The sequence below is a fragment of the Moraxella bovis genome (assembly GCF_002014975.1).
Classification (GTDB): Bacteria; Pseudomonadota; Gammaproteobacteria; order Pseudomonadales; family Moraxellaceae; genus Moraxella; species Moraxella bovis.
Genome location: NZ_MUXV01000025.1, coordinates 11,618 through 29,354, shown reverse-complemented (window position 1 = coordinate 29,354; position 17,737 = coordinate 11,618). Strand labels below are relative to the sequence as shown.

General features: G+C 45.3%; 23 protein-coding genes and 1 other RNA gene. 11 read left to right on the top strand and 13 right to left on the bottom strand.

Features of this window, described 5'->3' with window-relative positions; all coding sequences use genetic code 11:
• Positions 1 to 44: 44 nt before the first annotated feature.
• The 9 genes from B0182_RS06540 to B0182_RS06500 all read right to left on the bottom strand — a co-directional run bounded on the left by B0182_RS06540 (position 45) and on the right by B0182_RS06500 (position 8,211).
• Positions 45 to 878, bottom strand: coding sequence for a DNA adenine methylase (locus B0182_RS06540; RefSeq protein WP_078274146.1), 834 nt, complete (start codon positions 876 to 878; stop codon positions 45 to 47).
• Positions 781 to 1,038 (bottom strand): Com family DNA-binding transcriptional regulator, encoded by a 258-nt coding sequence (locus B0182_RS06535; protein WP_078274145.1) that lies wholly within the window; start codon positions 1,036 to 1,038, stop codon positions 781 to 783. The genes B0182_RS06540 and B0182_RS06535 overlap by 98 nt, the downstream gene beginning before the upstream one ends.
• 177 nt (positions 1,039 to 1,215) lie before the next feature.
• Complete coding sequence (locus B0182_RS06530) at positions 1,216 to 2,949, bottom strand: terminase large subunit (protein WP_078274144.1); 1,734 nt, start codon at positions 2,947 to 2,949, stop codon at positions 1,216 to 1,218.
• Complete coding sequence (locus B0182_RS06525) at positions 2,900 to 3,313, bottom strand: DUF3310 domain-containing protein (protein WP_244893658.1); 414 nt, start codon at positions 3,311 to 3,313, stop codon at positions 2,900 to 2,902. The genes B0182_RS06530 and B0182_RS06525 overlap by 50 nt, the downstream gene beginning before the upstream one ends.
• Positions 3,314 to 3,354: 41 nt before the next feature.
• Positions 3,355 to 3,870 (bottom strand): hypothetical protein, encoded by a 516-nt coding sequence (locus B0182_RS06520; protein ID WP_078274142.1) that lies wholly within the window; start codon positions 3,868 to 3,870, stop codon positions 3,355 to 3,357.
• Positions 3,871 to 3,960: 90 nt separating this feature from the next.
• A complete protein-coding gene (locus B0182_RS06515; protein ID WP_078274141.1) occupies positions 3,961 to 4,308 on the bottom strand; it encodes an HNH endonuclease in 348 nt (115 codons plus the stop codon).
• A gap of 182 nt (positions 4,309 to 4,490) precedes the next feature.
• Positions 4,491 to 4,913 carry a hypothetical protein gene (locus B0182_RS06510; RefSeq protein WP_078274140.1) on the bottom strand — a complete coding sequence of 141 codons (423 nt, stop codon included), beginning with the start codon at positions 4,911 to 4,913 and terminating at the stop codon, positions 4,491 to 4,493.
• A 329-nt stretch (positions 4,914 to 5,242) separates the two neighbouring features.
• Positions 5,243 to 7,933 (bottom strand): DUF5906 domain-containing protein, encoded by a 2,691-nt coding sequence (locus B0182_RS06505; protein ID WP_078274139.1) that lies wholly within the window; start codon positions 7,931 to 7,933, stop codon positions 5,243 to 5,245.
• 68 nt (positions 7,934 to 8,001) lie between these two features.
• Positions 8,002 to 8,211, bottom strand: coding sequence for a YdaS family helix-turn-helix protein (locus B0182_RS06500; RefSeq protein ID WP_078274138.1), 210 nt, complete (start codon positions 8,209 to 8,211; stop codon positions 8,002 to 8,004).
• 199 nt (positions 8,212 to 8,410) lie between these two features.
• On the opposite strand from B0182_RS06500, the gene B0182_RS06495 reads away from it, so the two are divergent.
• The 11 genes from B0182_RS06495 (at position 8,411) to B0182_RS06455 (ending at position 12,433) form a co-directional block, all read left to right on the top strand.
• Positions 8,411 to 9,076, top strand: coding sequence for an XRE family transcriptional regulator (locus B0182_RS06495; RefSeq protein WP_078274137.1), 666 nt, complete (start codon positions 8,411 to 8,413; stop codon positions 9,074 to 9,076).
• 184 nt (positions 9,077 to 9,260) lie between these two features.
• Positions 9,261 to 9,458: a hypothetical protein gene (locus B0182_RS06490; protein ID WP_078274136.1), complete on the top strand. Its 198-nt coding sequence runs from the start codon at positions 9,261 to 9,263 to the stop codon at positions 9,456 to 9,458.
• Positions 9,455 to 9,805 carry a hypothetical protein gene (locus B0182_RS06485; protein ID WP_078274135.1) on the top strand — a complete coding sequence of 117 codons (351 nt, stop codon included), beginning with the start codon at positions 9,455 to 9,457 and terminating at the stop codon, positions 9,803 to 9,805. Before B0182_RS06490 ends, B0182_RS06485 begins: the two co-directional genes overlap by 4 nt.
• The gene (locus B0182_RS06480) at positions 9,796 to 10,092 is read left to right on the top strand and encodes a hypothetical protein (RefSeq protein WP_078274134.1); all 297 of its coding nucleotides are present in this window, start codon (positions 9,796 to 9,798) and stop codon (positions 10,090 to 10,092) included. Before B0182_RS06485 ends, B0182_RS06480 begins: the two co-directional genes overlap by 10 nt.
• Positions 10,092 to 10,337, top strand: coding sequence for a hypothetical protein (locus B0182_RS06475; RefSeq protein WP_078274133.1), 246 nt, complete (start codon positions 10,092 to 10,094; stop codon positions 10,335 to 10,337). Before B0182_RS06480 ends, B0182_RS06475 begins: the two co-directional genes overlap by 1 nt.
• On the top strand, positions 10,334 to 10,672 hold the full coding sequence (locus tag B0182_RS06470) for a hypothetical protein (protein WP_078274132.1): 339 nt from the start codon (positions 10,334 to 10,336) through the stop codon (positions 10,670 to 10,672). Before B0182_RS06475 ends, B0182_RS06470 begins: the two co-directional genes overlap by 4 nt.
• Positions 10,673 to 10,683: 11 nt before the next feature.
• Entirely contained in the window at positions 10,684 to 11,514 is an 831-nt protein-coding gene (locus tag B0182_RS06465) for a DUF2303 family protein (protein ID WP_078274131.1), read from the top strand.
• A 53-nt stretch (positions 11,515 to 11,567) separates the two neighbouring features.
• The gene (locus B0182_RS14295) at positions 11,568 to 11,741 is read left to right on the top strand and encodes a hypothetical protein (protein WP_158079652.1); all 174 of its coding nucleotides are present in this window, start codon (positions 11,568 to 11,570) and stop codon (positions 11,739 to 11,741) included.
• Positions 11,742 to 11,763: 22 nt separating this feature from the next.
• Positions 11,764 to 12,075: a hypothetical protein gene (locus tag B0182_RS06460; protein ID WP_078274130.1), complete on the top strand. Its 312-nt coding sequence runs from the start codon at positions 11,764 to 11,766 to the stop codon at positions 12,073 to 12,075.
• Positions 12,072 to 12,248 (top strand): hypothetical protein, encoded by a 177-nt coding sequence (locus B0182_RS14290; protein WP_158079651.1) that lies wholly within the window; start codon positions 12,072 to 12,074, stop codon positions 12,246 to 12,248. Before B0182_RS06460 ends, B0182_RS14290 begins: the two co-directional genes overlap by 4 nt.
• Positions 12,245 to 12,433: a hypothetical protein gene (locus B0182_RS06455; RefSeq protein ID WP_078274129.1), complete on the top strand. Its 189-nt coding sequence runs from the start codon at positions 12,245 to 12,247 to the stop codon at positions 12,431 to 12,433. Before B0182_RS14290 ends, B0182_RS06455 begins: the two co-directional genes overlap by 4 nt.
• A 33-nt stretch (positions 12,434 to 12,466) precedes the next feature.
• Here the strand turns inward: B0182_RS06455 and B0182_RS06450 are convergent, their stop codons facing one another.
• The 4 genes from B0182_RS06450 to B0182_RS06435 form a co-directional block, all read right to left on the bottom strand.
• Positions 12,467 to 13,585, bottom strand: a complete 1,119-nt coding sequence (locus tag B0182_RS06450) for a tyrosine-type recombinase/integrase (RefSeq protein WP_078274128.1) — start codon at positions 13,583 to 13,585, stop codon at positions 12,467 to 12,469.
• A 190-nt stretch (positions 13,586 to 13,775) separates the two neighbouring features.
• Positions 13,776 to 14,133, bottom strand: a transfer-messenger RNA (tmRNA) gene (gene ssrA, locus B0182_RS06445).
• Positions 14,134 to 14,198: 65 nt separating this feature from the next.
• Positions 14,199 to 15,017: a substrate-binding periplasmic protein gene (locus B0182_RS06440; RefSeq protein ID WP_078274127.1), complete on the bottom strand. Its 819-nt coding sequence runs from the start codon at positions 15,015 to 15,017 to the stop codon at positions 14,199 to 14,201.
• 459 nt (positions 15,018 to 15,476) lie between these two features.
• A complete protein-coding gene (locus B0182_RS06435) occupies positions 15,477 to 17,552 on the bottom strand; it encodes an OmpA family protein (protein WP_078274126.1) in 2,076 nt (691 codons plus the stop codon).
• Positions 17,553 to 17,737: the final 185 nt, after the last annotated feature.

Here is a 17,737-nt window from a genome sequence, read left to right as displayed (position 1 = left end):
TATACCAACAATAGCAAGTCTTAATTGCCAAGATTTTTAGTTTTTTAAAATTTAAAAATCATGTTATCTTCATACTCTGCATTATAATTGACATAGCTATTTAAGCTCACTTTCTCAAAGTCGCCAATGCGTTGCCACATCACAGGTTCACAGTCTTTGAGATAATCCATATAGTCCAAAAGCTCACTTCTTGTACTGCTAAAAAACAGATACGGTGGACGCACCAGTTTCATTAATCGCAAAAACTTTGTCATGCCAAAATACCCCGTCATCGCATACGCCTTTTGCTCGGTGCAAATGTAAGGTGGGTCAAGTAATAGCAAAGTGTTTGGTGTGTTGGCATATTTTGGTATCAAAGTCTCAAAACTTTCGTGCGTAACAATCAGCCCATCCAAGTAGCCGTCTGCACGGTCATAATCGCTGGTGCGGACGGTGTTGTACATTTGGTGGCTGGCAAGCTCGCTGATGTGATTGATTTGCTTACCGCTAAATAACAACCAAGTGCTGACACTTCTAGCATCCACATAACCATCAAAGTCGCCAATTACCTGTAAAATTCGCCCCTTTAATTCGTCTGATATGCGTTTTTGGCGTGGCACATCTTTTGTCATCTCAAATAAAATGCCACGCAAACGGTTAATGTCATCAATGTGGGTCAGCCGTTCGGTGTAGCCATCAAAGTCGTTATAAATGACGGTGGCTTTTGGCTTGTAGGCTTTGGCATTATTGGCAAGTAGCCCGCTACCACCAAACACATCAATGATTGTCCAGTTTTCGCCGTCATTTGGGATTTTGTCCAAAATCTTGCGAAATTCCTTTAAAAACATTCGTTTTTGACCCACGAATGGCAGGGGTGCTTTTTGATATGCCTTTGTCATCAAGATTACCTGTATTGGAGTCTCTTTGGACTTCTGATAAGGCGTTCTCGACGCTCAAAACATTAAACGCTTTACAGCGTGGACATTTGATTTCTAAATCATTAAAGTTTCCAATTTTGGCTAATAATCGCCCACAGGAGCGACAATTTACTTGTTTCATGGCTCAACCTATCGCAATTTTGTTAAAAATGTGATACCCTTGCCACGCTATGTACATAGTAGCAGGGTTTCGCTTGCGACAAGCTCGGTTTGTCGTAGGGGTGGCGGACTGTTCCAGCAGTCCGTCATCGCCCTGTTTTTCATCTGCCCACTCTATGAGTGGGTTTGTTTTTTTTTGCTAAAAATAAACCCCAACATCATCATCGCTTTTGGGCGGTGCAGGATTTTGGCTCATCAGTGCCACGGCGTTTAGCATGGCTATTACTGGGTCAATCTTGCCATTGCCACTTTCTGATTTACTCATCATCACGCCCGAATTACTCGTTCTGACTTGGGCATTGCCCACGCACCACGCCATGATCGGCTGATTTGCGTGCGTTAGGTCGCCACTTGCGATTTTGCGTTCGCATACTTTTTGATAACCACCCAATCGCCAACCTTGCGACACACCTGTGATGTGCGTGTCTTTGGGAATACCGATGGATTCTAGGGCAATCACAATGTCGTCCGCTCCTGCTGGGTCAAGACCAATCTTGTCAAGTTTACCACTATCAAAAATCTTTTTGGCAATGTCGGCAAATTCTGCCACATCATCGCCGACATTTTGCACAATGACCAGATCGCCATCGGCTTCAAAGTCTCGGTAGCGGGGTTCGTCTTGTTTTCTACGCTCCAACGCAATCGGATGACACCATGCCTTGACCCACACCCACCATTGTTTGACTTCGTGGCGGATATTGTTGTCATCTGTGTAAATGTACTTTGGCGTAGGCAATCGCCCCACCACTGCACAGCCAAGCAAGTCATCAAGACCACCGCCATCGCCGCCCATTGTAATCACTTCCGATTTTTCAATGAGTTCATCAAGCGTAAATGTCCGTCCTGCCTTTTCCCAAAATGCTGCTCCTGCCCAGCGATTCGCACGGAGCGAAATGCCGATGGGGATATTTAGGTGTTTGGCAAGGGCGGTTTGTAGGGTGTTTTTATCGTGGGATTCTTTAGCTTTTCTTAGAATGTCGCTAAGTTCATCAACGCCCACACTTGCCCCCAAATTAGGATTGGTAATGTACCAATTTTCGGGCTGGATATACTCACCAGACTCAATATAGCTTTGGGGAAACTCGTACAACACAGGCAAAAATCTTGGGTCGTCAATCTTGCCGTCTCGTACGCCCCTTGCGTAGTCTAATTTTTCTTTGAAAACGCCTGCTGGCGGCTCATCTGACATGGTGGTTAGCCAAATCACAAAGCCTTCTGGTCGGCTTAAAAGTCCGCCTGTGGCTTCTTGTAGCATAGATGACGCACCCGCTCGCTTACCAAATACCCAAAGCTCATCAATCAGTACATACGCCCCCTTGACCCCTGCCATACTGTCAGACTCGGCGGCGATGACCTTCAATGTCGCCTGCGTGGAGCGGTGCGTGATGGTTTTGGTGTGGGGCGAGACATTAAAAATGGCGGACAGTTCTTTGTCCACCCTTATCATATCTCGCATTGGATCAAAGGAGTTGTTGGCAACTTCTTTGGTTGGTGCGACAATCACAAGCTCGCACGATTGGCGTTCATTGAGAATAAGGGCGGTCAGCATAATGCCCGCCGCCAGCGTGGATTTAGTGTTTTTCTTTGAGATAAGTAAGAAAAACTCCTTAATCAGTCGTTTTTTGGCAGCAGGGTCATACGCCCCAAAAATGACGGAGACGAACTCAAACACCCAATCCCGTGTAATCTCGCCAATCTTGGGGCAGCCAAGCACATCAACCAGTGCCAGCTCTTTAAATACCCGCAAAGCAATGTCGCTTGGTGCTTTAAAGAGTGGTGGGCAAGGGATAAGGCTTTCGCCCTTAACAATTCGCTCTTCCCAGTCAGGTAGAGCGGTCGTCCAAGTGGGGCTGGTATTGGTACTGGCTAACATAACTTGATAAATATAAATAAAAAGCCCCAGCCGTCTTTTGGACAAAATGGGTTAAAATTTCTTGTTTCTTGCCTGCTTGGTGCTGGGCGACTTCAAGAATTCGCACTCGGGCTTTTTCGGTCAATTTTTCATCATTTAGATACGCACGGCGAGCATAAAACACCGCTTTTTGCAGGTCGGGCAAGGCATCGCCCTTTAAGCCAGCTCGGTGCAGGTATTTGTAGCAATTTCCCAAGCAAAACGGCAACAGCTCGGCAATTTCAATACACTCAATCCCGCTCGGGCAACTGGTGTAATGCGGTGGGTGGTTAATCATATCCACGCTGTCGGTTTTGGTTTTGTCCGTCATTTTTCTTGCTCCCATAAAAAACCGCCTTATTTGGCGGTCTATAAATGATGATTTGCTTAATTTTTCAACCCACTGTATTGCATTTCCATCTGCCGAGACAAGGTGGCATAGGGGCTGTTCTCGCTCTTTTGTCGTGCGACATCAATGGCATCTTCTTTTTTGCCTGTTTGAGCCAGTTTCTGTTCGGTGTATGGCAAAAGAGCGATGGCAGCGTTAATGCGTTCTTTTGGTGTGTACAAGCCATCAACATTATTAAACACCGAAGTCAAAAACTCCAAAGGCGACTGGGGCGTGGTCGGTGCTTGTCGCACCCGATCTGTTTCATTTGCTGCAGCTGGTACATTCGGAGAAGTAATGTCGGTCGTGGCGTTGTCAATCTGCGTGGTCAGTTCGGTATTGACCGTCCGCACCTGATTGATGAATGCTTGCACATTCTCACGCTTTGCCATATCTGCAACAAACTTACGAGCTGCTTCATGATTCTTACAGCCAGCTTCAAGGGCGGCTGTGTGTAAGTCCATACCACTCGCCACAAGACGAGCGTATCGTTCCTGCTTTGCGGTGATAGCCATTTTTTAACCTTTCTATATTCTTTATAATGTAATTTTATGTAACTTTTGTTACTGTGTTCATCGGCGGAGAAACGGAGATTTTCCCCCAAATCAAATTTTTTTTATACACGAGTGGGGGCGTGGTGTCCGTGAAATCAGCTTAAAAATTGTTGCACCCCCCGCCTGACTTTCGGTTTGGGTTTTTTGTTTGTGGCAGTCGTGGCAAAGGATTTGCAGGTTGGATTTATCATCGGTGCCGCCTTGGGCAACATTGACGATGTGGTCTAATTCAAGGCGACCGCCAACCCGACCGCAACATTGGCAGGTGTAGTTATCACGAGCCAAAATCTCATCACGAAGTTTTCGCCACGCACGACCGCCACGACCTTGACCCCAGTTCTTCTTTGGCGTTTGGGCGGTGGTGGGTTTTAGTCGGGGTTGTAAGGTTGATAACTTCATGATGAGTGCGAATAAAAAAACCTTATGCCACAAGCAAACTGGCATAAGGCGAGGTAACTGGATAAATAAAAGCTCTTGCAAGCCTAAACCTGCAAGAGCTTTTGGGTTGTTTTATTATGATGCCTGTTATCTATACCAAACGGCTATCATAGCAAAATGATAGCTTAAACTGGTCTAATTTGTCAATAGCCCATGTTAAAATTTTTGCCGAGCTGTTCTTTAACTTTGACAGCGACGACTTTGGCAATGCCTGTGATGTGACTGATAATGTTATCAACGGCGGTGTTCATGCCGTGCGTTCGCCAAGTCTGACGGCTAATCCTTGCGGTGATTGCCCGCTCTCTTTCAGAAAAAGCAAAGCGTTTGCCGATGGGCGTGGGGTAGCTGATTTCAGTCAGGGCGGTGGCGATGATATTGGCGTGATACTTGGCATCAATACCTGCGAAATATTCGGCGAACTCAGTGGCAAGCGTGGCGGTCAGGTAGGCACGAGCGGTCTTATCCTGATAAAAATAATAGCGATAACACGCATCAGCAAAGGGGCTGACCCCTGCAAAGGATTCAGCGACGGCGATGAGCTGGGCTTTGGGGATTTTGTGCTTCATGATTTGTCCTTAAAATTTTTGGATATTATGAAAAGGTGTGCAGGGTCTTGTCAAATTTTTAAACTATGCACAAACCCCTGCACAGATTTTACATTTATAACCTATTGGTTTTAATAAAGATTTTAAAAAGTGTGCAGGGTGTGCAGGGTGTGCAGGGTTTGTTTTAGTTTTTGAGAAACTTTTTTTAAAATAAAAAAATCTTATAAGGGGTAGAAAAAAATTAGCCTGCACTATGAACAATGCAGGCTAAATGCTAGACATGGCAAGGCTTACAAGACTGTGCAGGGTTTGTGCGAACCCTGCACAAACCCTGCACACTATGCACAGATTTAAATGAATGGATTGGAATTTTCGTGAGATGAGCGGCTCATGTCCGCTTTTTGGGGTAGACGGTCTTTTTGGGCATTGATTATAGCACCTTTAAACTTCATAATGCAAAGCCCAAATGTGTGCTGGGTTGGTTTGTCGGTGTCAAGACCGATAATAAACGCCATCGACTGTCCAGATTTGGTGTGAAAGCTGCCGCCAAATTGCAGGTCGTACTGATAGCGAATGCGTTCTTTATGTTCACGCACGCCGATGTAGGTCAAGAGTTTGGTGCTGGTCGTGGCTCTCTCGCCGTTCATCTTGCACCAAAACACATAATAATCATACAAATCGGTGGTCAGGCAAGTGGCGTAAGGAATATCCAGCTCGCCATTTTTCCAAAATGTATAAAACCGCTCCCAACTTGCCATGCTGATTTTGGTTAGGCGTGCTTTGGCGTTTGTGGCAATGGCGGTGCTGTGAGCGTTTTGTGTGCCGATATTTTTCAAAAGCAGGTAAGTGTAAAATGCCCGTATCGTTTTTTGTTCGGGGTCTATGATAGCATCACTGATGGCGGTGCGAATGTGTTCTGGAATAGTGGCGGTCGGATACAGTACCACATGACGACGGTCGGTCTCATCAAGCGATAACGGCTGCATATCGTTTGACAAAAACACGGTATTAACGAAGTTGTCCTGTGTCCAGCCACTCATGAATTTTTTGTTGATATATACGGTGTCGCCTGTGATGAGCTGCTTAATCATACCCATGTGACTGTAGCGGTCTTTGCCTTGGAAAATCTCTTCAAATACCGTAAATAATTTACCTTCCACCCAGTCGTTGTACTGGCTTTCTAACTGCCCTTGACCGAGTGTCAAGAGATATGAGCCATAAATCTGACGCATGATGCGGTCAAAAAACAGCGATTTACCTGCTCCTTGGATATGTCCATGCACAATAAGGGCGGTGTCCATTTTTGTACCAAGATTTTGCAGGGGGATAGCCAACCAATTTAGCACCCAATCCAAGGCGTGCGTGTCATCGCCACACAAATGACGAACCAGCTCAATGATAGGCGAACATATACCCATCATAAAATATTCATTGAACACATCGGTATCAATGCCAAGTTCGGTCGCCGTGTAGGGTTGTATGGCAAAATCTTTAAAGGTGTTGATGTAATTTTCGCCATGTGGAGCAGTTTTGGTGCGAGTTGGGTCAAACCAAATGTTGTCCACTTCAACTTTTTGGCGGTTTTTGGATTTATTCCATGCATCAAATTCGTTGGGAAATTCTAGGCGGAGCGTCTCAATCGGTTGGCGTTTGCCTGTCTTGAAGTTGAACACTTCTTTTGTGCCTTGGATATACCAATACTGCTCAAAAATACTGCCGTAGGCTTGGGCAAATTGTTCAGCGGTGTTGTCTTGAACTTCACGGCGGTCAATGGTCTTTTGTTTGCCACCGAACAGCCACGCATTCGCCAGTTCTTTGCCGACCAATCCCATAAAATGCGTTTTGGTCATCTCGGTGCGATTTGCCAAATCGTAGATTTTGTTGGTAATTTTGCCGATATCTTTGATTTGGGCAAAGTTTTCATTGAGGTAATCTAGGGTGTAACCACCATGCGTATCCATGATGATTTTGGGGCGTGGGCGATTTAGGGCATGGACAAGCTGAGCTTTGACCACTTCAATGCCAAAATGAGCGTGCAGGTCGTTATAATCGGTCAGCTCGCCTGTGGTCGTGCGTTCATCACCGCCAAAGTCGGGGCTTATGACTTCACCTGCAGCAATCTTGGCGGCTTCTGCTGCATCCAGCAGTCCTGTGTTTTTGCCCGTCTTAATCTCGGTCGCTTTGTCGTCATCAGCACAAAAAATCAGCCGATTTTGTGGATACAAAGTGCGTATAATAGACGAACATTTAACCATATTTGGGGCGTTAAATGTGATGATGACAGGATAGCTACCTGCCAAGACTTCAAAAATGCTTGCCCCAGTCGCATAGCCTTCACAAATTAGGATTGTATCGCTTGCCAGTACATCGCCCAGTGTGTAGAACGCACCGCCGACCAGTCCGTCTTTGACGAATAATTTACCGCCATCTGCACCGATGGACTGGACATTGCACAGCGTGATGTTACCTGTATTTGTATTATGAAAATACAAAGGGATTAAAAGATTACCGTGCGTGTCTGCTCGCAAGCCGTGCGACCGTACACCTTTTTTGGCAAGATAGGCGTGCTTATCGCAGGGCTTGGCGGTATGCCAGCGGTCTTGGGCGGTTTTGGCGGCGGTTTGCCGTGCTTGTTTTTTGGCGGCTTTTTCTGCCGATTCTCGTTCAGCTTGTGCCTTTGCCCATGCCTTACGGTCAGCTTCCGAGATGGGCTTGCCACCGTCAATGCCAAGAATATCAGCAATGAGTGCGTGCGTCTCGTAGGCATCATGCCCTGTGTAGTCTCGCACGAGCGTGTAGCCTGTACCAGCTCCGCATTGGTTGCAAATCCACGAACCTGTGCCGTTCTTATCATCGCAGCGAAAGCGGTCAGAGCCACCGCACATTGGGCATGGCTGGTGCTTTTTGCCGTTGCCTTGTAATTTAATACCCACGGCAGGAAAGATACGGCTGACATAATAGCCGTTCGCTTGGGATTGGATAAGCTCGAAGTTGAGTGGCGGGCGTGTGTTTTGCCCTTGTTTTTTGTCTTTGCTTGTCATATAATAATCTCGCTTGCTAGTTAAGCACTTTTAAGCCCATTGGTTGCCCCCAATGGGCTTTTGCTTTTTTAGAGTTCGTAAAGGTCTGGTCTAAGCTCGTTGGGTGGCACGCCTGTCGCTTTACTGATTTTTAAGACATAGCTGGCACTGGCTCGTTTGTCACGAGTAAGCATGATGCCGATGTGTGTATAATGTTTGCACCCTATTAACTCGGCAAGTTGCTTACGACCGCCTGCAATCTTTACCGCCTTTTGGAGTGCTTCAAGAGGTGTTGTCATAAATAAGTACCTTTGTATTTAAATTTTCCCCATTTTAAAACTTTTGTATTCATAATTCAAGATATTTTTTAGTTAGATAATAATACAAATGTATTTTATACTATAAGCAAGGATAGGCGATTTATAGTCGTTTTGTTGTTACAGACTTTACCCATTAACCCAATGACGGTATTAACCGTAAACATAAGGACTTAGCAATATGTCAAGACAAACATTCGGAGAGCGTGTCAGATATGTCCGTGAGCTTAGAGGTATGACACAGCAACAACTTGCTGATTTGGCAGGGTGTGGACAGGGGCAGATTAACGCCATAGAAAGTCGCAAAAGCATACAAAGCAAGTATGCCCGTGATATTGCATTGGCTCTGAATGTAAATCTTGACTGGCTTTTGAATGGCAATGGGGCGATGGAAGTGGGCGAGCAAGGTACAATCACAAAGGTTGCGGATTTTGATGCGTATTCGCAAAAGGAAGTTGTGCCAATCCGCCACTACAACCCCCAACATAGGAATAAACTCATGCTAGAAAAAACAACACTGGAGGTCTTGGGGGTCAATCCGCAGGACGCAAGGCTTGGTGTCATTGTGGGGGATAGTATGTCGCCCATCATCAATGACAACAGTGAGATTGCCTTTGATGTTAGCAAGACACAGATTAAAAACGGCAAGATATACGCTTTGTTGGCGAATGATGTGCTGTATTGTGCATACTTACAAAGCAAGCCAACCCCACAAGGCGAGCAGGTGCGACTATTTTACGCCAACGCAGGTTTGTACCCTGATGAGACGATGAGCAGCGAGCAGTTTTTTGCCACCTACAAAATTCTTGGTCATGTCTTTTGGTGGTCAAGCACTCAGAGCTGGTAAAATCCACAACTCATCATCCCCCATCAAGACCGCATGAATGGTAATCCGTTCATGCGGTTTTTCATGCCTTTTATCCAAAAATAACAACACCTTAGAAAATTTTTTCACAAATAACTACAAAATATCTTGCATTTCTTAAATACAAATGTTTTAATATATCTGTATTTAAGAAATGGAGTCGTTTATGCTAAATATTGCCATCAAGCCCCAGCAGGTCGGCGAATTTATCCTAAAAACAGCAATGATTGGTCTTTTTGCCTTACTGTCATTGCGTGGGTGCGACATTGCCTTGAAAAAGCAGGCAGAATTGGATTATCAAGAGTGCCTATCATGGCAAGCAGACGGTTATCCCGTCGAATGTGATGTGGAGAAATACAGATGAGCAACCAACAATCAGACAACGGAGCAAATCTCATCATTGACGCACTTTTGATGCGTATGAGCGAGCTGGATCGATATAGTGATGATGAGCGTGTTATTACAGAGCGAGCATTATTGCCGATGGATGTCGTGGTTAATGATGAAGGCGAATTTGGTTTTGTCATCGAAGCAACGGAATATGGCTATGATGACAATGGCAACAAGCGTTGGAGCGTCGATTTTGCAGGTGGCGTGCTTATGTTGGTGCATGGCAGTAAGAACGAGGCGGTGCGAACCATTTACGAGACCGAAGGGGCGAAGGCAAGAGCGTATCTCGTCAAGTACTTTGGAGATAAAAAATGGTTTTGACCCCTGCAAAAATCCGCCGTGAATTGGCGAAAATCAGCTTTAGCACCGCCCATGCTAAGATTTATAAAGCCAATGCCATCGCTCATCTTTTGACTTATGAACGCAGTGTGGCAAGCGGTGGTGAGATGGATTTGTCCGCTCTTTTTGCGGTGTATAACTATCTGGTGTGGCTATGCGATCATGTGCATGAGATTGACGATAAGCAGGTGCTACCCAGCCAAAGGCTATTTTTGGCGGATGCGGTGGTGTTTGTTTTTGAAACTTATGAAATGCAAAAGGGGGTGTGATGAGCAGACCATCAATGGTGATGGACGCTCAGCTTTTTTGCCAAGAGCGACAAGAGCTTGTTTTTAATGAATTTTGTTTGAAAGTGCAACAGCTACTAAGGCATAACCCGACAGGGCTGACTGTGGCAAATGTACAAAGACAAATTGGTATGTCTTATAAGACCGCCATGCGAGTACTGGCACTGGTGGCGGTGGAAAAAGACGGTAAATTTTATCCACGACAACCACTCGGAGGAAAATCATGAGTGAATTTAAATCAACCGATGCCTGTGAATTTCTACTGGATTTGACGGGCGGAGCATTTGCTGAGCAAATCGGTATGGCAATCAGCGATGTGTGCAGCCAAGTGATTGCCACGGGCAAAAAAGGACAGGTCAAACTGACCTTTGATATTACGCAATTGGGCGAAAAAGGCATGGGTCAGGTTTCGGTCAAGCACAAGCTCGACTACACCGCACCTGAGACCTTTGGCACACGAAAAGAAGACTATGTGCGTGAAACGCCGATGTACTGCGGTCGAAATGGCACGGTGAGTCTATTCCCTGCTGACGAAGTTCAGCTTTTTAAAACTGAAATGTAAGGAGTTTTTCCATGACAAACATTTTTGCAAACCATGAGTCTGACCTTGCGGTCGTTGCTGACCTAGCTCGCCCAGACATTCTAAAATTTGGCGACAATGGCATTGCTTATAACGGCAACATTGAGCTTGGCAATATTGACAGATTTCTTGACGCTCGCACTCGTAAGCGTGGCACATTTAGCACCGACGACTTGGATTCATTCGGTGAATTTGTTGAAGTGCATGGCACGGCGGCAAATACTGAGATTTTCATTGACAAAATCGCAATGAAAGCGATGGCGGTGCTAAACTTTGGCGATGATAATTATCCGATGGGGCATTGTGATTTTTGTGCGGCACTGACCGCCAAACCGACCAAAGTGTACGACAAAATCACAGACTTGCACCATCATGGGCGTGTCGGTCAAAAAGACTTTGCGGTGTTCTTGGAAGACTGGAGTGGTCAATTTGTCGCTTTGGACGAAAATGGCGAAGAGATCCCGATGAAAAAAGCCATCGCTGTTATCCGAGACATGAAGATTGACGAGCTTGCCGAAAGCACAAGCCAAGTGGGTAATTTTAGAGAGTCTCGCTCACGCCTAGAAACGGTGGCGGTCAAATCACAAGCAGGGCTGTTGCCAGCGTATTTTGAAATCAAAAACACGCTGTATGAGACCCTAAGCGAGCCAAAAACCGTCAGACTTCGCCTGTCGATCAACACCGCCAATGGCAAGCCTGAATTTACGCTGTCTATTGTCGGTTATGAGCTACTTACAGATGAACTTGCCAATGACTTTTTGCAAGCGGTCAAAGATAAGCTGGATTCTGAATTTTGCTTGTTCTTTGGTAAATTTCAAGGTTAATTCTGAAAAACATACAGCCACAAACCTCGTGGCTGTATTTATGGAGACTAACGATGAGCAAGAAGGCTTTGCTTGATGAGCTTAAAAAAGAACATAAAGAAGCGGAAGATTTATTTCAAGAGCTTGTAAAAAATGACGAGAGAGAAACAGTAAGGCGGGTTGCTCACGCTATTGTTGATACATATAAACAATGTATTCGTTTAGTTGATAGGCATTTAAAAGACTGATTGTTGAACGCTTGGAGATATTATGAACTACAACGCACACATTATGAGAGCTGCTCGCCGAGAAATTGAAGAGAAGGCAAATAAACAACTTGACGGCGGTTGGATTGGTGCTGATACACCGCCCGATGATAATCATGATGTTTGGGTAAGTTATAAACCAATCCAAAAATCACACCCAAATAACAAAGACAGACCAAGGCGTTACTGCACGGGGTATTATAGTTCTGTCCTGCAAAGATGGTTTGTAGCGGATGCGAATAGATTTCCAAGCTGTATTTGTGAGGTTACGCATTGGCAGGAAATTATCCCACCCAATGAGGAGAATGACAAATGAAAGTTCCAAATTTTTTGACTTTGCATGTCGGTTTTGTTGTTTGCTTTAGTTGTGGTGTATACGGCTGGCAAGATGGCAATGATTGGGCTGGTTGTTTATTGGTGGGTAATGCCTTGGCTCTTTTTGCAACACATTTAATTATGGCGATTTACTACATTGGAGATAGAAAATGATGAACTCAATCACATGGCTCACACAAAAAGACATGGCGAAACGACTGGGCGTGTGCGTCAATACTTTTAAGACCTACTACCGCCCCAAATACCCACCCAACGCCCAGCGTGGCAATAAGGTATATTGGACACTGGAAAACGCCCAGCGTATCGAGCAAGAAATTAACGGTACGACTGTATCATAACCATCTAATCCAAGGGGCAAAACGCCCCTATTTTTATGCCTGCCAATCCGCTACAATATCCGCCCACCAGTTCATAAGTGCCACACGCTCGTCCCAGTATTCGGCACGGTTATAGACATGGCGGACATCTTTTTTGGTGTGGGCAAGCTGACGCTCAATCACATCAGCACGCCAAAGCCCACTGTCATTCGCCACCGTAGAAAACAGCGAACGAAAGCCGTGCGTAGTCATGCGACCGCCAAAGCCAGCACGCTTGATAACCGCCAAAACGCTCTCAATCGGCATGGGCTTGGCGGGGTTGCTGTGATGTTTAAACACAAAGCCATCATCAAGGCGTGAGCTGTGTAACTCCTTTAATATTTGCAAGGGCTGACTGGCAAGCGGGACAGCGTGTTCAAGCCGTGTTTTCATACGGTAAGCTGGGATAATCCACACACCCTTATCCAAATCAAATTCTTCCCATGTCGCCTTGCACAGCTCGCTGGGTCGCACCGCCAGATAATTTGCCAGCGACAAAGCAACAGGAGCAAGTCCGATGGTGGGCGTTTTTCTGATGGTTTGCCAAAAGTCCGCCATCTCATCGGCGGATAATGTTGCCATATTTTGCACGGTGTGGTTGGGTATGATGTTATCAACCAGCGTGCAGGGGTTATTTTGGGCGTATTCGTGGACGATGGCGTAGTTAAATACTTGAGACAGTAGGCGTAATGAGCGTTTGGCGGTCTCGTAAGTGCCTTGTGCGACCATGTTACTGACCGCTTTTGACACCATTGCACGGCTGACATCTGCCACTGCCATGTCTTTAAAATCGTTGGTGATGTAGGTCAGACGATAGATGACGGTGTATTTGTACTTCTCACTTGTCCATTGTTTACTGTACAGCTCCACCCATTCATGAATGAGTTCGCTGACCGTGATGGGCGTTAGTCCTGCATTGTCTTTGATTTTATTGGCAAGCTCTCGGGCTTGTTTTAGGCTGACGGCTGGGTATTCGCCAAGTTTTTTGCGTTTTCGTTTGCCAAGGGCGGTATATTCTAGCACCCAAGACTTACGACCCGTCGGCATGACATCAATGGATAAGCCTTCGCCTGCTGATAGCGAGTAGCGTTTTTCGGTGGGTTTTAGCCCTTTGATTTTGTTGTCGGTGAGCATTGGTGTGTGTATCTCGTGTGTGGCTGTGTGTCGCCGTGTGTGTAAAATCGTTTGATGTTCGTTGATTTACTATGATACACGATGACTTTATGAGATACAACAAGACAATAAAAAAGCCTTGATTTACAAGGCTTTTTTGATGGTTTATGACACTTAAAAATACTTGGTGATTTTTAGTGATTTTGATAGGTGGTGGAGATGGCGGGAGTTGAACCCGCGTCCGCCAGCACTACGCCCATGACTCTACACGCTTAGAGTCTGTCTTTGGCTTTAATCCGCACCGACCCGACAGTCAGGGTGGATTGGACGATTTGCTAAAATTTCGCCCAGCACATCGCAACGCTGTACTAGACCATCCTTTGTACGTTCGCATCGGGGTGAGCAACCAGACCAAAGGCAATCTGTGCCGACCCAAGTAGCCCTTAGGCTGCTAGTGCGTAAGTTTCGTCGTTTGCGACTATTTTAAATGTATGTTGATTTACAAGAGGCATACGCTCTTGACGTGCATCATTAGGTTTCGTTACCAGCGTCGAAGCCAGAACATCCCCAATATTTTAATTTGAACATTATAACAAGAATCAACCAATACATCAAGCACCTGAACACATCTTGATTAATTTGGCTTATTGCCATTGTTTTCAAACCATTTTGTTTCAAGTTGTGCCAGCTCGCCTGATGTTTTCATCTCTGCGACACCTTGGTTGAACATTTCGATGACTTGAGTTTTGCCTTTAGGTGCTATTGCTACAGCGTACGACCCTTTGTTGCTAGCATCACCATATTCTAAGATATTGGTTTTATATTCAGGATAGCTTTTGGCAAGATGTTGAATGATTTGTTTGTCACTAATGATGGCATCCACTTTGCCATTAATCAGGTCCTGAAAGCTCAAAAAAATCTTTTCTTTGGTCATCACTTGTTCAATCCCGTTTTCCTTGGCGATGTCCATAAAAATCGCCCCATCTTGCATGCCCAAACGCATGGGTTTTAGGTCTGATATTGAGTTGATGGTGGTGCCATCCAAAGATAAAATCCCTGCAGGCATGTATACATAAGGATTGCTAAGCAGATATTTACCTTCACGTTCGGTAGAGTAAGAAATGGATGAAATGGCAAGGTCACTCGTCCCTTGCTCGACGGATTTAAACATCTCTTGCCAAGGCAGAACATTAAACTTGACAGCATAACCATTTTTTTGGGCGATATGAGTAATAAGTTCTACATCAAAACCGATGGGATTGCCCTTTTCATCAATATAAGCAAAAGGCGACATGCCACTATTGACTGCCACCTTGATGGTTTTGGTGTTGGTGTTGTCGGTATTGACAATATTTTGTGTGGCAGGCTCTTTGTCGCCACAAGCCGATAAAAGTCCAGTCATGCAAATTGCACCAATCATGACGCCCTGACCTAAAAATGAAGTGTATCTCATAACCGCTCCTAACGCTTTTTATGTTTATTTAAAATTTCTTAATAATATTGGGTAGATTTATTAATAATAATCATACTCAATATTGATAATATTGTATAAAACAACATTGATTTTTGCAATGGTTAATATTGGAAAAATTCATTAATAATATTAGGGATTTTATTTATAAGTATCTGAAATAATTATTTTTTTTACATTTTTTAAAAAAACTATTAATCTTAATTTTTATGAAATTTGATAAATAAAAAACCATGTTACCTTCAATGAATTTATATCAAGCATCAGGGCATGCCTTCTTTATGTATTTTTTTGTATAAATAACCATTTGGATTCATAAATTTTAAAATGCAGATTGCACCAAAAAGGGCAGACCTGCCCTAACCATGCAGATACCTGTAAAAAACCCGTGATTCACTCACGGGTTTGCTGTTTTAAAAATGGATTAAAATCACGTTTGGCTTAACGTATTTCTCTTTCTACACCTCGCCCTTGCTCAGAGCTAATCGTGGCATTACTAAGCTCAATAAAATCATCAGGTAAGGCAGGTGTACTTGCTGACGGGGCGGGGGGCGGGGTGGTGCCAATATAACCTGATGGGGCAGGGGCAGGATACACTTCGGGCAGGGGTTGTACATTTTGTACAGGTTGGGGTAGGTAGTTGCCATCAGGCATGCCTTGTACGGGCATGTTTTGCATGGGTACATTTTGCACAGGCATGGGCATTTGTTGTACGGGGGCAGGCATGGGCATGCTTTGGGCGGACATGGCGGTGTTTGGTGCTGGCACAAGCTGGGTCATGTCCACGTTGAGTGCGGTCATGGTCGCTTCATCAAACACCAAAAACTCTGTTCGTCGATTTTTAAAGCGACCCAGTTCGGTCACGTTGTCCGATATTGGAAAGCTGTCGCCCACGCCTTTGGGGGTCAGCTGGATGTCACTCACGCCCTGCTCTACCAAAAAGGCTTTGACCGCTTCGGCTTGGCTTTGCGATAGGCTAAGATTTGCCATGCGGTCAGTGCTATCTCCGCCACTGGTGTGGGTTGCGATGATGAGCTTGATGCTCGGATTGGCTTTGATTTTCTCTGCCAGTAGCGACAGCACGCCATGGGTGTTGGCAGGCAACTCGCTTGTGCCATTAAAGTCAATCACCGCAAGGCTTGCCGAACGTGACAAGTCATAGCTGTTGGGCGGATTATCCAGAGCATTTAGGGCGGTCGTGGCACGTTCAAGGCTCTGATTGATGACATTGGCTTTATCCAATGCAGGGGCGGGCGAGACGGTAAACTGTGGGGCGAGTAGGGCGATGTCATTGACGATTCTGGGTAGGATGTCCGTCTTTGGCGTATTGACATAGATGTGGTCGCCGATAATCTCAATGCTGGTAAACGGCTCAGACTTGACCATCGCCATGATGCTCTCCAAGCGTTCTAGTCCTGTCAGCGATGTGCCAAAATTATCGTCGATGTCCATGATACAGCCGATTTGCCCGAAGTTCTTTTGTAGCACCCCGAGCAGTTGTTCTTGGAGTTGGCTGTTGCCCACTTCGGCTTGACAGGCGTATAGCGTGCCGTTCTCTCCTGATGTTAGGGACAGACGGGGTGGATTTAGCGATATGACAGTCGGTGTGGCGACATTGGGGTCGTGGACGGGGGCGGTCTCTGATGAGTCCGATTTGTCTTTTAGTAAATACCATGCTCCGCCCCCGACAGCCAAGGCGATAAGCCCTGCCCCAAGTCCCATTAATAAAGGGTTGGGGCGTGCTACCTTAGGTTTTATGGACGGTTTAATGGGTTGATGACCACCGAGATGATTATCGTCATTGATGTCATCTTGGACGGTTGTGTCGGTATTGATATCATCATTTATATTATTATCAATACTGTCATTAATACCGTCATTTATGCCATCTTGATAAATGCCATTGGTATTAATATTTTCCCCTTGTTTTTCATTGTCAAAGGGTGTGTTGGTATTATCATTAATATTGGCAGTTTTGGTGACGCTAATAATTGGTGAGTCATCTGTGGCGATAGGAGTATTATTAATATCATCATCTGCCTGATTGGGCTGATTATCAGAATTGATAAATGCCGAATCAGCAGTTGGCGTTTGTCCATTTAATTGTTCAATCTTTTGAGCCAGCGAGCTTTGGATAAACTGGGGCGACCACGCAGGCAAATGCGTGCGACTTGATTCAAAATTCTGTGCCAAAAAAGCAATCAGCGCCTGACCCCCTGCCAAATTCGCCACTTCCACCATCATCGGCGGAGTAATGGCTTTTAGGAGTGTCATTGTGGACTGCTCATCCATGTGAAAACTGCGTGCCAAACGCCTTGCCAAAGGCTCTGCCTGCATGCCCCACAAGGCGGTCAGGCTGTGATTTTTGGCATTGGTGCTGTCAAAGCCATCATTAAGTTCAATCAAGCGTGCCGTGCTTAGGGCATAATACTGCTTTAACAAATCCGCACTCGTATCTTCGTTTGAGATGCCCATGGAGCTTGATACCAACCCATGCAAATACTGTACAATGTCCATCGCTCACCTTATCAATTGTTTTTATGCTAACCCTTTATTATACCGCAAATTGTTGCAAAAATCTGTGCCATTATCGTCATCGCCTTGCCTTTTGTCTTGTTTTTGTGCTGTTTTATCATCTGATGTGATAAGGGCTTGACATGGTGTTGGGCGGTGCGATAATCAATTGAAAAATTGAAAAATTG